The organism is Klebsiella sp. P1954, assembly GCF_018199955.1.
In the GTDB taxonomy this organism is placed as follows: domain Bacteria; phylum Pseudomonadota; class Gammaproteobacteria; order Enterobacterales; family Enterobacteriaceae; genus Klebsiella; species Klebsiella pneumoniae.
This window is the reverse complement of sequence record NZ_CP073373.1, coordinates 3,237,996-3,251,991: the sequence shown is the minus strand read 5'-3', so window position 1 is coordinate 3,251,991 and position 13,996 is coordinate 3,237,996. Positions and strand designations below refer to the sequence as shown.

Genomic DNA, 13,996 nt, shown 5'->3' with positions numbered 1-13,996 from the left:
TCCGGCTTCCTTATTTTTTCTCTGCAAACTCTGCCAGCAGCGGCCAGCGCTTCAGCGCCGCGTTCAGCTGTTCGCGCCTGGAAATATCATGATAATCAATATCCGGCAGGGAAAATGCCCGGCTAAGCGCCAGAAAATCATTTTGAAAGGTGTACCCCAGCGTGGCGTCCGTGGGTACCGCAGGATCTTTTGCTGGCATATCTCTGTCCGTTCGAAATTTATTATTAAACCAGAGGACGTATACAGCTCATCCTTAAAAGCAGGTGTACATGCTAAAACTGATGACCTTTAATTTCAATGTTAGGTTTACTCTGTCGGTTTCGCTAGTAAACTTATTCAGTGTCAATCAGGGCGCACGAGGGATGCCGTGGATAATGTATTTACTTTGGGTATTTCATCATTATGGGATGAAGTGTGCCATATGCCGGTCGGCGGAGTATGGTGGCTCAACGTCGACCGTTATGCCGATGCCGTCAGCCTGTTTAATCAGACACTGGCCGCGCAGGCGAAAAACAGCCACGTTGCCGCGCTGGTTATGGGAAACAAACCCAAGGATATCATTTCATTAGATCATATTCACGGTCCGGATAATATCGCGCTGTTCACCCTGCCGAATCGCCCGCAGGCGCTGGAGGAAATACACCGCGATTTAGTCTGCTCCCTCGAACCTGGCAATTATTTGTTTATTCTGCTATGCGCTGAAAATGCCTGGCAAAATATAAATAATGAAAAGTTATGCGCCTGGGTAGAAAAGACCAGCCGCTGGGCGCAATATCACCGTTGCGCGTTCTTAGCGATCAATTCCGCGCAGGAAATCGATCGGCAGTTGACTCCCTTATTACGTGAGTACCGCTCCCTTTCCGGACTGGCAAGTATTCGTTACCAGGGCGACCGGCATATCTTTGATATTGCCTGGTGGGGAAGCGATAAGGGTATCAGCGCCCAACAGCAGCTGATGGTGCAACATGATGACGCTGGCTGGCGATTAGCGCAGGACGCTGAAACCAGCGTGCAGCCGCGCAGCGACGAAAAAGCGATCCTCAGCCATGTGCGCGTGCTGGAAGGCGCACCGCCGCTGTCGGAATACTGGACGCTGTTTGACACCAACGACGAGGTCTTCAACGCCGGGCGCACCGCGCAAGCGGCGACGATCCTCTTCTCCATTACCCAAAATACGCAAATTGAACAGCTGGGCCGCTATATTCATACCCTGCGTCGCCAGCGCGGTACGGCGCTGAAAATCATCGTCCGTGAACAAACCCCGAGCCTGCGCGCGACCGATGAGCGGCTACTGCTCAGCAGCGGCGCCAGCCTGGTGATCCCCAGCAGCGCATCGCTCTCCCGCTGCCTGACGCTAATCGAAAGCGTACAGAACCAAAAGTTCTCCCGCCATATCCCGGAAGATTTTGCCACCCTGCTGACCTGGAGCCAGCCGTTAAAGCTGCGCGGCTACCAGAAGTGGGATGCCTTCTGCGAAGCGGTGCACAACGTGATGACCAATACCCTGCTTCCACCCGACAGCAAAGGCGTGATGGTGGCCCTGCGCCCGGCGCCGGGGCTGCGCGTTGAACAGGCGCTGACGTTATGCAAACCTAACCGGATGGGCGACATCATGACCATCGGCAATAACCGGCTGGTGCTGTTTTTGTCGTTTTGCCGGATCAATGACCTCGATACCGCGCTAAACCACATTTTCCCGCTGCCGACCGGCGATATTTTTTCTAACCGTATGGTGTGGTTTGAAGACAAGCAAATCCTCTCGGAAATCGTAATCATGCGCGGCGTCGAGTCGGCGCGCTGGAACACGCCGCTGCCTCTCTCAGTCGGTAAAAACGAGACCATTAACGCCACCCACGATGGACGCCACTGGCGACGCTACCCCGAACCACACCGGTTAACCACCCGCGAGGAGCAAGCCTGATGATGTCTCTCGCCGATATTCTGCAACTGGTGGTGCTCTGCGCCCTGCTGTTTTTTCCGCTGGGCTACCTGACGCGCCACTATCAGCGCCGGATCCGCACGACGTTAAGACTGATGTTCTTTAAACCCCGTTACGTGAAACCGGCAGGGGTATTACGCCGGGGAACAACGGTTAAGCAAGGCAAAGCGAACAAATGACAAATAAAAAAACGACCGCGGCACCGCTTCCGCTCTGGCAGTACTGGCGCGGCCTTGGCGGCTGGAACTTCTACTTTCTGGTCAAGTTTGCCCTGCTGTGGGCCGGGTATCTCAATTTCCATCCGATGCTGAACCTGGTATTTCTCGCCTTTCTGCTGGTGCCGATCCCGCGCGAAAAGCTACACCGTATCCGCCACTGGATCGCTATTCCGCTGGGATTCGCGCTGTTCTGGCACGATACCTGGCTGCCCGGGCCAGAGTCGATTTTTAGCCAGGGGTCGCAAATCGCCGGCTTCAGCGCCAGCTATATCTGGGATCTGATTGTCCGCTTTATCAACTGGAGCATGGTTGGCGCCTTCTTTGTTTTACTGGTGCTATGGTTGTTTATCAGCCAGTGGCTGCGCGTCACCGTGTTTGTCTCGGCAATGATCGTCTGGCTGGCGGTCAGCCCGCTGCTGCCGGCCTTTACCCTATGGCCCGCCGGTCAGCCCACCACGGCCGCCGCCACGACCGCACAGGCCAATACCGGGGCCAACGCCGCCGCTGGCGCCGCGTCCAGCCCCGCCAACAGCGATATTCCGCCGCAGACCGAGCCGCCGACCTCAGCCAACCTGACCAACTGGCTGAACGCTTTCTATGCCGCCGAGCAGAAGCGCAAGACGCCGTTCCCGGACCAGCTGCCGGCGGATGCGCAGCCGTTTGACCTGCTGGTGATCAACATCTGCTCCCTCTCCTGGTCGGATATTGAAGCCGCCGGTCTGATGGATCATCCGCTATGGAAGCACTTTGATATTGTCTTCAAAAACTTTAACTCCGCGACCTCCTACAGCGGCCCGGCGGCGGTGCGCCTGCTGCGCGCCAGCTGCGGCCAGCTGTCGCATACTAATCTGTATCAGCCGTCCGGCGCCGACTGCTACCTGTTTGAAAACCTGGCAAAGCTCGGCTTCAACCAGCAGCTGATGCTCGGCCATAACGGTCTGTTCGGCGACTTCCTGAAAGAGCTGCGTTCGCTGGGCGGTATGCAGAGTCCGCTGATGGACCAGACCGGCCTGCCGGTCAGCCTGCAGGCGTTTGACGGCTCCCCGGTGTATGAGGATCTGGCGGTCCTCAACCGCTGGCTGAAGACCGAAGAGGCCAGCAGCAATCCGCGGAACGCCACCTTCTATAACACCCTGCCGCTGCATGACGGCAACCACTTCCCGGGACAAAGCAAAACCGCAGACTACAAAGTGCGGGCGCAGAAGCTGTTTGATGACCTGGATAACTTCTTCACCGAGCTGGAGAAATCGGGGCGGAAAGTGATGGTGGTGGTGGTGCCGGAACACGGCGGCGCGCTGAAGGGCGATAAGATGCAGGTATCTGGCCTGCGCGATATTCCAAGCCCGTCGATCACTAACGTCCCGACGGCGGTGAAATTCTTCGGCATGAAGGCGCCGCATGAAGGGGCGCCGATTATCATCGTTCAGCCCAGCAGTTATCTGGCGGTGTCGGAGCTGGTGGTGCGCGCCCTCGACGGCAAAATGTTCAGCGAGGACAGCGTCAACTGGCAGCAGTATGTCGCCAACCTGCCGCAGAGCGCGGCGGTGTCCGAGAACGCCAACGCCATCGTCATCCAGTATCAGGGCAAGCCTTATGTCCAGCTGAATGGCGGTAGCTGGGTGCCTTATCCGCAATAAGCGACAAGGCCGCCTATGTTGGCGGCCTTACATCGTGAGACGTTCCCATTCTACCTTCTCAGCCCGCAGGCATACGGGCGGGGAAGGCGGCAAATCAATCACCGAATTTAGCGCTGATCCTGTTTCGCCAGCCAGACCAACAGCTTGAGGCTCGCAGAGTAATAATCATCCTTGTCGTCAATCTGCGGCGCCTCCTGCGGTTCACCCAGCGTCAGATCGCGCACCGCCAGCAGGCCGCCGGCCATATACCAGGGAGCCACCTCGTTGGTGCTGACGTTGATCCACGCCGGGGTTTGCAGGCGCGGGTAACTCTGCATCCAGGCCTTCCAGGGCGCGAGCAAGGCGCTGTGCGGATCGGCCCACGAGAGATACAGCGGGATACGGATCGCATCGAAACTCATCCGCGGCGGCCACTCTTTGGCTGGCAGCATCTTGCCATCCGCCCGCAGCGCCACCCAGTCGCTGGGTAGATGTGATTTCCCCCAGCCCATCTGCCCCAGCAGCGCCTGTCCGTCGCTCTGCAATGTCCGCCAGGCGGTGAGATGCGTCCGCTCCGCGAAGGCGCGCCAGGCCGGGAAGATGAAATAGGAAGGGTTAAGGTTCAGGTGATCATTGAGGTTGAACCCTTTCACGCCCGGGAGCATTACCTGGCGACCGGCGAAAGACACCACCGTAGACTTCAGCAGGGCGGCGGTGATGGCGTCAGAGGCAATCGCATAGCGCTTATCCTGCCACTGCTTTTGCGCGCGTAGCAGCGCCCAGGCGATCAGGGTATCGCCATCGGAGGCGTTGTTTTTATCGGCGATAGGGTCCGGCGCCACCGGGTTATAGCGCCAGTAAAACAGCCCGTTAGACTTGTTGCGCAGGGTGTTGTCCGTCCACTGCCACAGCTTGTCGAACGCCGGACGATCGTTATTCGCCACCGCCAGGAGCATGGCGAAGCCCTGACCTTCCGTATGCGACACATTGCCATTGGCGGTATCAATGATACGACCATCCGGCATCATAAAACGGGCCTTATAGCGCTCCCAGGCCGTATCCGCCCACGCCCTGGGCACCAGCATCACTACCGTTGTCACTATCACCGCCACTAAAGCACGCAGGGGCATAAATTCACTCTTTATGGATGGTAGTAGAGAAACTGAACGTCAGACACGGAGAACACCCGCTCACGCTGCAGTATCACGTGGGCACTGCCTCCCTGACTCTGCAGCCAGCGAGAATATAACCCCTCGAGTATGGCACAGAACGCGTTGCACCAGCGCACGCGCCCCGCTTCGTCGCGGCTGACCGGCAACGCCTGATGGCGCAGGCGCAGGCCGTCCTCACCGACATCGATGGTCACCACGCCCCAGTGAAAATGAGTCAGCAGCCGGTTGATATTGGCCTCCAGATCCCCCACCGTCTCCGACGCCGGCAGCGGATGGGTCTCCGCCAGCGAGGCGCCCATCTGACGCAGGAAAGGCTGGCTTTCCAGCTCGCCGGCATTATTTAGCATACCTTCGACCATAATAATCAACAGATCGAACCATCCGGCAGGCGTCTGCTGCTGCTGAAACCAGGTCATCACCACCGGGTTATTGTTCTCCGTCATCATCAATGATCTCCTAACATATAGCGAATATAGAGCCCGGCGGTGCTTTCGTTATAATCCCCGAAGGTGTCATAGCCAATCTGGCCCCCCAGGGTCATTTGTTTGTTGACCTTGTAATCCGCCCCGGCGCGCAGGGTATACCCTATGCCGCTCTTCGAGGTCGCGGAGTAGTAGGCTTCCTTGGCAAACCCATTGCTCACCGCCGTCTCCAGGGTCTGTTGCCACTCCGAATTGGTCGGGAAATAGGCGCTCTTATCCTGACTGTAAGACTGATAGCCCACCGAGCCGCCGAGCTTCATGGTCCAGTTATCATATTTCTCCGTCAGACTGACCGGCAGCGATACGCTGACGTAGTTTTGCGGACTAAAGTAGCCCCCCTGACCATAGGTGAAGTAGCTGAGGTTTTTGGAGTAATCCATATAGCTCATGCTCAACCCGGCCTGCAGCTGGCGGTATTCGTCATGGTAGGGACGAAGATAGACCCCGGCATTGGCGTTGATACTGGTGTTGCTGGCGACGTTCTGCCCCAGATAGCTGTATCCACCGCCGCCGACATAGAAGCCCGCGTCGCCGTCGTCATAGCTCAGCTGCAGGGTGCCGCCGTTTTTCGTCACCTGCCCCCAGGTTTTCCCGGAATAGGCGTCTTTCAGACCCACGTAGGAAAGCAGGCTGTCGGTTAGCGAGCGGCGTTCGCCGGTGAGGATCAGCGACAGATAGTTGGTCAGCTTGGGCGACCATTTCACCCCGCCGACTACGGTATTAAGATCCTGGCCCAACGGCGTGCTGCCGATATCGACCCGGTAATCGTCACCACTTAACGCCAGCGCCAGTTCGACGCCATTGGCCTTCTGCGAATCGGTCGAGCCGCTGGTCTGGTCAACGTTCGGCTTGCGGCTGGACGAAGAGAGATAGCTGGCCACCTGCCCCGCATCATAGCTCCCGAGCTTCGCCAGGTTTTCCATCCCGCTGCTGGTGGTAGGATTGAAATCTGCCGCGTTCAGGGTGCCGAGGCCGCTTAACGCCTCGGCCCCTGGATTGCTGGCGAAATAGGCCGTCCGCTCCGCCTCGGTCATCGAGGCGATCGCCGCCTGCTCGCTGGTGGCGGTACTCACCATGTTGGAGACCGCGTTAGCCAGCGGGTTGGCGCCGTAGCGACGCCAGGCGTCGCCGCTGGCGGTCCCGGCGTTCAACGACACCGGGGTGACGGTAAAGTCAAAGCGCGAGTCGCCAAACGGCGAGGATGACCAGGTCAGCGGCGTCCGGAGCTCCGTCAGCTTGCTGGTGCCCGATTCGCCGTCGCGTCCACGCACGTCCATTCCCCCCTGCAGCCAGCTGCCGGTTTTCTCCTGCAGCGACTCCATCATGGTGTCCACCTGACGCAGCATCCGCGTCTGGGCGGTGTCCACCGGCAGATCGGTGCGCTGGATCCCCGGCAGCGTGGAACCAGGCGCGGCGGCCGACTGGGCAACCTGCCACGGCATGTACTGCCCGTAGGCGGAGGCCGTCCGCGTCGGCGCCGACGTTTGCGACACGCCGATAAAGGGGTTATCCGCCGCCAGCACCCCGCCGACGGTCGGCGTTTCGCTACTGTTGGTGCTTTGCATGCCCAGCAGTTTGCCGCGGGCGCTGCGCAGATAGGTCATCGCCTGCTGATGATGTCCCTGGGCCTCCGCCACTCTCGCCAGCAGCAGCAGGCGATCCGGGGAGTTATCCTGGCGCAAACCGCCGGCCAGCTGTTCAGCGCGATCGTTGTTCCCCGCCGACAGCGCCACGTCGATGGCCCCGGCGCGCGCATCCTGGTTCGGCGTATCGCGCGTCATCAGGTAGTCATAGACCACCCCGGCCTCTTTGTTCATTTTGCCGCTCTGGTACAGCCGCGCCATGGCGAACATCAGATCGGTATTTTGCGGATCGCTTTGCATAGCGCGGATCAGCTTGTCATACGCCGCAGCGTAATTGCCCTGCTCGCGCAGGCGGTCGGCTTCGTTGATCACATAGCCATTGCGAATGCTCGCCAGCTGCGTCGGCGTACTGCTGGCCTGCAGCTGCGGATTGCTGATCAGGTTCTGCGCCTCGCCGGTCAGCCCGGCCTGATTCAGGACAGCGATCTGATCGGCGTAATCCCCGGCATTGCCGGATACGCCGCTGCTGATATTGTTGCGCACCAGCGAGACCGCGGTGGTCAGGTCGCCGCTCTCGGCCAGCAGACGCGCCAGCTTGCCGGCGTCCGCCGGGGCTTTTGGCGGCGTGGAGGCCATCGCCCGCAGGGTATTGCTGGCGGCGATGGTATTGCCCTGCGCCAGGTAGTTTTCGGCCGTCACCAACTGCAGGTTGTAGTTCACCCGCTGGCGCAAATCGCGCATGTCGCTGGTCTGGCTGCCGCCGGGAATGCGCGCCAGCAGCGTCTGCGCCTGCTGCCAGGCGCCGTTTTCGCTGGCAAACAGGGCGGCGGCATACAGCGCACTGTTGCTGGCGCCGGGGCGATAGGCCGCCGACATCAGCGAAGAGGCCTCGCTGCCGTTACCCGATTTTTGCAGCAGCCGGGCCAGGTCGAGGCGCAGCCAGGGATCGTCCGGATAGCGGGCGACGCCTTCGCGCAGGGTGGCAATGGCGCCGGCTGGGTTACCGCCGCTGACCTGCGCCTGGGCCTGACGGCGCAGGGCATCGCCCGGCATACCGGCCACCACCCGCGGCTGCAGTTTTTGCCGCAGGCTCTGCGGGAGCGTCTGCAGCATCGCCTGCGCCTCGGCGGATTTATTCTGCTCGCGCAGCACGTAATAGAGGTTTTCCCGCGCCGCCGCGTTCTGCGGATCGTCATTTAACAGTGAGCGCAGCGTTTGCTCCGCCTGGGGCAAATCTTTGTTGTGCCGCAGCACATCGGCGCGGAACAGCTTCGCCGAGGCGCCCTGCGCCCCGCTCTGCTGCGCCAACGGCGCGGAGAGCGCCAGCGCCTGGCTGATATTGCCCTGCTTATAGGCCTGCTGGGCCTGCGCCAGCTGGCCGTAGAACAGCGCATCGGCCGCCTGCTGACGACGGGTCGCCGAGGCGTCGCCGCCGAGGTCCGCGGCCCGGCTCAAATACTGCGACGCGGCCTGGTAGTCGCCGCTGCGCTGGGCGATATAGCCCATGCCCGCCAGCGCATCGGCATCCTGGGGGTTGGTCTGCAATACCTCTTCAAACTGCTGTTTCGCGGCGGCGGTATTGCCGCTGTTGAGATTGGCGTAGCCCTCGCCGCGCGCCTGACCGCTGCGCCGTTCGCGAAAGTAATTCTGAACTTCGCTGTCCTGGGGATGCCGCTGCATCCAGGTGTCGTAATACTGCTCATCCCCGGCCTGCGGGCCCAGCCAGAGCAGCGCCTGGCGCAAGCCGCTGTCCGCCTCTTTATTGCCGCTGGCCATCGGCTCGAGCAGGGCGATCCCTTCCCGGCGAGTCTCTTCCCGCCAGGTTAACGCTTTGCCCAACGCCACCCGCGGGGCGTTCTCCTGCGGATGCTGCGCCACGTACTGGCGCAGCTCGCTGATAGCCTGCGGATAGAGCGATTTGTCGCTGGCCATGGTCAGGTAATATTCCGCCGCCAGCCCGGCAGGCGGCGTATTGCCATTGAACATACTGCGCCAGGTCGCCAGCGCCCCGGGGATATTGCCTCCGCGCGCCTGCTGGCGGGCCAGGTTGAGCTGGCCCTGCGGCACCTGCGACATCTTTTTGGCGTTGTCCAGATCCTGTAGTCCCGGGCTGTCAGGGGCCGCTTTCGCCAGCCGCGCGCGCCACTGCGCCGCCGCCTGCATATCGCCGCCCTGCTGCGACCAGAGCGCCATCAGATACAGCGCCTGGGTGTTGTTGGCATCCACCGAGAGCACCTTCTGCAGGGACTCCATCGCCAGCTCGTCATGAGATTTCTCATGCCAGTAGTTGGCCTGAGCGAACAGCGCCTGTAGCGCCGCGTCGTTCCCCGACGCCAGCGCGCCGCCCGAGGCAGCGAGAGTCAACGCGCCGGTGAGGCAGAACGTGGTGAGCCGACGGGTGTTTTTCATCGTTATTATTATTTTTCTTTTCATTGGTTATCCCCCGAACCCAGACGCTTACGGGCGTGACGTTTAAACATCGCGGTCAGCGCCAGTCCCATTATCGAGGTGGCAATCAGCCCCAGCACCGCCAGGAAACCTGAGTGCTGGCTGGCATACCAGACCGCCATCATGTACCACGGCATCTGACCGCTGGGGAACGGCGTACTCACCTGGAAGCTGCGCACCCCGTTATCGCTGGTGATCACCGCGGTATCGCCGCGGATCCCGGCGTTAATGCGCGGCGAGTCCAGATCGGTCTTCAGTCGCGCCAGCTGGTCATCATTGCTGGCCAGCGCCACCACCACCAGGCGGGTGGAATTCCACGGCGAGCGATAGCTGATGAACCCGCGCCAGGCGCTGCTCGACGAAAAGTAGCGATCGGCGTCGAGGCTGGCGGAAGTCCAGTCGCCGGTGAGCCGGCGCTGGACTTTTTGCCACAGGTCTGGCTCGCGGACGCTCAGCACATTATCTACCGGGCGGTAGGGTGAGTCGGCCAGCAGGCTCTGGTTAAAGGCCTGCTGATCGAGAGCGGTGACCGCCAGCACGTCACGTTCGCGCAGCGACTGCAAATCCCCCCCGCCGGTGGGCATCCCGAGCACGACGCGGTTATTCGCCAGCGCGGTGCCGGTCGCGTTCCCGGAGCGTGCCGCCAGATTCAGCAGGGTCGCCACCTGGGTTTCAGACGGGTCCGCCGGCAGCAGGAGGGTCGTCTGCGAATAGTCCGCCAGCCGCGAGAAGGGGAACGAGGCGCCGACAAAGTAGGAGAGATTGGGCAACAGCGAGAAGTGACGCGTCTTGCTCAAATCGATCCAGGAGTCGTCAGTGATCCGGCTCTTGATATTGTTATTCAGCAGCACCGAACACGGAACATCGTCCTTCGGCACCACATTGAAGTACATCGACAGCTGGTTATCGCCGTAAATCAGGTAGGGCGCCAGCGGGATGGTAAAGCGCTCCTGGCGCGCATCGCCCCCGAGGTAGCGCCAGACTTTCTCCAGCGGCCCCTGCTTGTTCATCGGCAGGTTGTTGAGGAAGGTGCCGTTGAGCGTGACGCTCAGCAAGGACTTGTCCTCATTAATCCAGCTTTCCGACGGGAAGCGGTAGCCAACCTGTAGCGGAATGGTCTCTCCATCCCACAGATAGAGATCGGGCGCGGCGCGGAAGGCGATACGTAAAGGTTCGTGCCAGACGCCGCTGACGGTCGGGCTTTGATCCTTACGCAGCAGCTCGCTGAGCTTGACCGGACGATCGGTGGGGATCCAGCGCGGGGCATCATATGCTTTGCCAACCGGGATGGTCTGCGGTTCGACATCCAGCGTCGCGGTTTGCGGCGCAAAGTTGCCGCGGGTTAACCGCCAGGCGGCCATGCGCAGCGCCGTATCGTTTTTGCCGACAATCAGCAGCAGTTTATAGGCCGGATTGGCGGGGTTGGCGATGATGCGCAGCAGCGGCTTATCGGTTTCCGGCAGCATCATGCCGCCCACCTGCTCCCCCGGATGGCCAATCACGATGCCGTGGCGTTCCGGCAGACGGTCGCGCAGAGCGCTGAAGGCGATGCCGCGATAGTCCGCCTGGATACCCAGCCAGGAGGAGATCAGCGCCGCGGCGCTGAAGACGTCCGCCGACGGCTTGGCCCCATAGGCGACCGCAATGTCCGCCGGGGTCATCTGCATGCTGTCAAAGAAGGGCCGCGGGAAGTGGCTCAGGTCGTCGCTGATGTTCAGCTGCTGGCTTTCCCAGCTGAAATGCGACGTGGGCAGCACCGTCACCCGCGACGTATCATGAATGTCACGCTGGCACTGCAGGGTATCGCCATCGTTGATCTTCACGCTCAGGTTATTGCTGGAGACCATCAGCGCGGGCGGAATATCCAGCTGATAATGGGAGACATCCTCGCCATCGGCGCCCAGCGGCAGCGTGCCGAGCGGTTGACCGTTGAGCATCAGCTGCAGGGTGGCGTTGCGGCTCGCCATCTCCGGCGATACGCGAACGGCAAGGCTGAGCTGAGAATGGATCACCACCTGATCGGCAGGCAGGGTAAAGCTGACCCCACCCTGTCGCTGGCCGCCGCTGAGGATAATCCCGTCCGGCATCCCCATCTGCGCCAGATTCAGATCGCCTCCCCAGACCGGAGCGACAGGAATGACCTCCGGCGCGGCCGTGCCGCTCACCGGCGGGGGTAAGTCCGGCATAACCGGCGCAGGGGCCGTCGCCACCGCATCGCCGGCGGTGGCGGGGGCTGCCGGAGAGGCGCCCTCCTCCGGCGAGGCAGCCGGAGGTTCGTCGCCTGGCTCGCTGTCCGCCGCGTCGTTGAGCTGCGGGAAGCTCAGCGGGGCAGCGGAGCCGGAGCCCGGTTCTTCACTGTGTAGCGCAGGCGCAGAGAGCATCCCTGCCAGCAGCGCCAGCGTGGTTAATCGCTTCATAACGTCCCATCCTCCTGCGCCGTTTTCGCCACTGTTGCCCGATTGCGCTGGCTACGACGGGTTTTCCACGTCAGCCAGAACAGTTCGAACACGCAGCGTAAAATGGTGAAGAAGGAGCGGAACGGGTTATCCTGCGGGCGCGGCGGATTAATCCACGCATCCGCGCGGGCCAGCACCACGCGCACCAGTTCACGGCGGCGCGAAAGCGGAATATCTTCATCAAACTTGAGGCGCAGGAAGCGCTCGTCAGAGGTGACCAGCTGGGCCGGAATCGAGATAGCCCCGGACTGCAGGATCAGCTCAATCTCTTCGATGTCATCCTCCAGATGGCGATTATCAGGCGCGACCACGCGGCAGCCGCCCATCGACAGATCCGCGGTATGACTGCGCGAGACGATGCCGCTGGCGTAATGGATCACCACCGGAATGTCGACATCGATACGAATGGTTTTTCGCACCTGCCGCGTTTCGCGCGCCACGGCAATCGCCGCCAGCAGGAAGATCAGACTGTAGATCCCCCACCCGACGTTGAGGGCGATAACGTTGGGATCCGAGCCAAAGTAGTCATGGCCAATCGCCCGGACGATGCCGACGATCACCCCCAGGGCCAGCAGGCAGGCCACCACCAGATGCGGGCGCACCACGGTGAAATCGAAGTAGCCGACGTCCAGCAGGCCGCCCTTATCGGTGACGTTGAACTTGCCGCGTTTAGGGAAAATCATCGTCACCAGGGTCGGCAGCACCAGGTGGAAGGCCAGCACAATATCGTAGATCTCCCCCCAGAAGCTGTAGCGATAGCGGCCGTTCATTCGCGAACCGACGTAAATAGCGAGGAACAGGTGCGGCAGCGCATAGGAGACAATCAGGCTCGCTGAAGAGTAAATAATATTGAGGTTAAACAGCAGGTAAGCCAGCGGGGCGGTGACAAACACCACCCTGGGCAGCGCGAACTGGTAGTAGAGCATGGCGCTGAGATAGCACAAGCGCTGCTGAAAAGTCAGCCCGCGGCCAAACAGCGGATTATCGACGCGGAAAATCTGCGTCATCCCGCGCGCCCAGCGGGTACGCTGGATGACGTGCACCACCAGGCGTTCAGTAGCGAGGCCTGCGGCCAGTGGGATATCGAGAAAGGCCGACTTCCACCCCAGACGCTGAAACTTCAGCGCCGTATGAGCATCTTCGGTCACCGTTTCGACGGCGAAACCGCCGATCTGCGCCAGCGCCTCGCGACGGATCACCGCGCAGGAGCCGCAGAAAAAGGTGGCGTTCCAGTTGTCGTTCCCCTGCTGAATCGGGCCATAGAACAACATCCCTTCGTTGGGAATGTTGCGTCCGACGGAGAGGTTACGTTCAAATGGATCCGGGGAATAGAAGTAGTGCGGCGTCTGCACCAGAGCCAGCATCGGGTCTTTCAGGAAGCCGCCGACGGTGGCCTGCAGGAAGACGCGCGTGGCGACGTGGTCGCAGTCGAAAACGCAGATAAGCTCCCCCTGAGTCAGGGTCAGCGCATGGTTAAGGTTCCCCGCTTTGGCGTGCTTGTTGTCATTGCGGGTGATATAGCCCACCCCAACGTCGGCGGCGAAGACGGCAAACTCGCTGCGCTTACCGTCATCCAGAAGATAGATTTTCATTTTATCTTTTGGATAATCAATGCATTGTGCCGCCAGGACGGTATCGCGCACCACCTCCAGCGGTTCGTTATAGCTCGGAATATAGATATCGACCGTCGGCCACTTACTCATATCATCCGGCAGCGGAACAATGCCGCGCTTCAGCGGCCAGACCGTCTGCAGATAGTTAAGCAGTAGCATCACCCAGATATAGACTTCCGCCAGAAAGAGTCCCATGCCGAGAATAGCTTCAATGGACGAGTTGAAGTGCAGGGTCTGCGTGAGGCGAAAATACATGTAACGGGTGGACATCAGCAGCGACGTGACGACCATAATGACCGATACGCTGCGGCGCTTGCTGAAGCCCATCAGAAAGAGAATACCGATACTTAACAGACCAAAAATATACTGCTTCTGGCTGTCCATCGGCGTGATCACCACCAGCACGGCGACGGGTGACAGCACCAGCGCCAGCAACCAAAAAAGAGATTTTTTCATTCAGCAGCCCTGC

General features: G+C 60.7%; 9 protein-coding genes. 3 read left to right on the top strand and 6 right to left on the bottom strand.

Translation table 11 applies throughout. The features are described 5' to 3' along the window. Positions 1–10: 10 nt before the first annotated feature. Positions 11–199: a cellulose biosynthesis protein BcsR gene (bcsR, locus tag KB890_RS15540; RefSeq protein ID WP_002921513.1), complete on the bottom strand. Its 189-nt coding sequence runs from the start codon at positions 197–199 to the stop codon at positions 11–13. A 168-nt stretch (positions 200–367) separates the two neighbouring features. Here bcsR and bcsE point away from each other — a divergent pair, with 168 nt between their 5' ends. From bcsE to bcsG, 3 genes are read left to right on the top strand one after another with little or no spacing between them, the layout of a single operon-like run. Further along, positions 368–1,921, top strand: a complete 1,554-nt coding sequence (bcsE, locus tag KB890_RS15535; RefSeq protein WP_020324192.1) for a cellulose biosynthesis protein BcsE — start codon at positions 368–370, stop codon at positions 1,919–1,921. Continuing rightward, entirely contained in the window at positions 1,921–2,118 is a 198-nt protein-coding gene (bcsF, locus tag KB890_RS15530) for a cellulose biosynthesis protein BcsF (protein WP_002921518.1), read from the top strand. Before bcsE ends, bcsF begins: the two co-directional genes overlap by 1 nt. Then, on the top strand, positions 2,115–3,794 hold the full coding sequence (gene bcsG, locus KB890_RS15525; protein WP_020324193.1) for a cellulose biosynthesis protein BcsG: 1,680 nt from the start codon (positions 2,115–2,117) through the stop codon (positions 3,792–3,794). The genes bcsF and bcsG overlap by 4 nt, the downstream gene beginning before the upstream one ends. A 107-nt stretch (positions 3,795–3,901) precedes the next feature. Here bcsG and KB890_RS15520 read toward each other — a convergent pair whose 3' ends face one another. The 5 genes from KB890_RS15520 to bcsA are packed head-to-tail and all read right to left on the bottom strand — an operon-like array spanning position 3,902 to position 13,983. Then, positions 3,902–4,903, bottom strand: a complete 1,002-nt coding sequence (locus tag KB890_RS15520) for a glycosyl hydrolase family 8 (RefSeq protein ID WP_004181503.1) — start codon at positions 4,901–4,903, stop codon at positions 3,902–3,904. An 11-nt stretch (positions 4,904–4,914) separates the two neighbouring features. Beyond that, the gene (bcsD, locus tag KB890_RS15515; RefSeq protein ID WP_020324200.1) at positions 4,915–5,391 is read right to left on the bottom strand and encodes a cellulose biosynthesis protein BcsD; all 477 of its coding nucleotides are present in this window, start codon (positions 5,389–5,391) and stop codon (positions 4,915–4,917) included. Beyond that, the gene (locus KB890_RS15510; protein WP_020324195.1) at positions 5,391–9,443 is read right to left on the bottom strand and encodes a cellulose biosynthesis protein BcsC; all 4,053 of its coding nucleotides are present in this window, start codon (positions 9,441–9,443) and stop codon (positions 5,391–5,393) included. Before KB890_RS15510 ends, bcsD begins: the two co-directional genes overlap by 1 nt. After that, positions 9,440–11,875 (bottom strand): cellulose biosynthesis cyclic di-GMP-binding regulatory protein BcsB, encoded by a 2,436-nt coding sequence (bcsB, locus tag KB890_RS15505; RefSeq protein WP_004181504.1) that lies wholly within the window; start codon positions 11,873–11,875, stop codon positions 9,440–9,442. The genes KB890_RS15510 and bcsB overlap by 4 nt, the downstream gene beginning before the upstream one ends. Next, the gene (gene bcsA / locus KB890_RS15500) at positions 11,872–13,983 is read right to left on the bottom strand and encodes a UDP-forming cellulose synthase catalytic subunit (protein ID WP_004186066.1); all 2,112 of its coding nucleotides are present in this window, start codon (positions 13,981–13,983) and stop codon (positions 11,872–11,874) included. The genes bcsB and bcsA overlap by 4 nt, the downstream gene beginning before the upstream one ends. Positions 13,984–13,996: the final 13 nt, after the last annotated feature.

Bases quoted from the DNA above. Each gene is read 5' to 3' on its own strand.
- bcsR (WP_002921513.1), bottom strand. From the start codon at position 199: ATGCCAGCAAAAGATCCTGCGGTACCCACGGACGCCACGCTGGGGTAC.
- bcsF (WP_002921518.1), top strand. From the start codon at position 1,921: ATGATGTCTCTCGCCGATATTCTGCAACTGGTGGTGCTCTGCGCCCTG.
- bcsG (WP_020324193.1), top strand. From the start codon at position 2,115: ATGACAAATAAAAAAACGACCGCGGCACCGCTTCCGCTCTGGCAGTAC.
- KB890_RS15520 (WP_004181503.1), bottom strand. From the start codon at position 4,903: ATGCCCCTGCGTGCTTTAGTGGCGGTGATAGTGACAACGGTAGTGATG.
- bcsD (WP_020324200.1), bottom strand. From the start codon at position 5,391: ATGATGACGGAGAACAATAACCCGGTGGTGATGACCTGGTTTCAGCAG.
- KB890_RS15510 (WP_020324195.1), bottom strand. From the start codon at position 9,443: ATGAAAAGAAAAATAATAATAACGATGAAAAACACCCGTCGGCTCACC.
- bcsB (WP_004181504.1), bottom strand. From the start codon at position 11,875: ATGAAGCGATTAACCACGCTGGCGCTGCTGGCAGGGATGCTCTCTGCG.
- bcsA (WP_004186066.1), bottom strand. From the start codon at position 13,983: ATGAAAAAATCTCTTTTTTGGTTGCTGGCGCTGGTGCTGTCACCCGTC.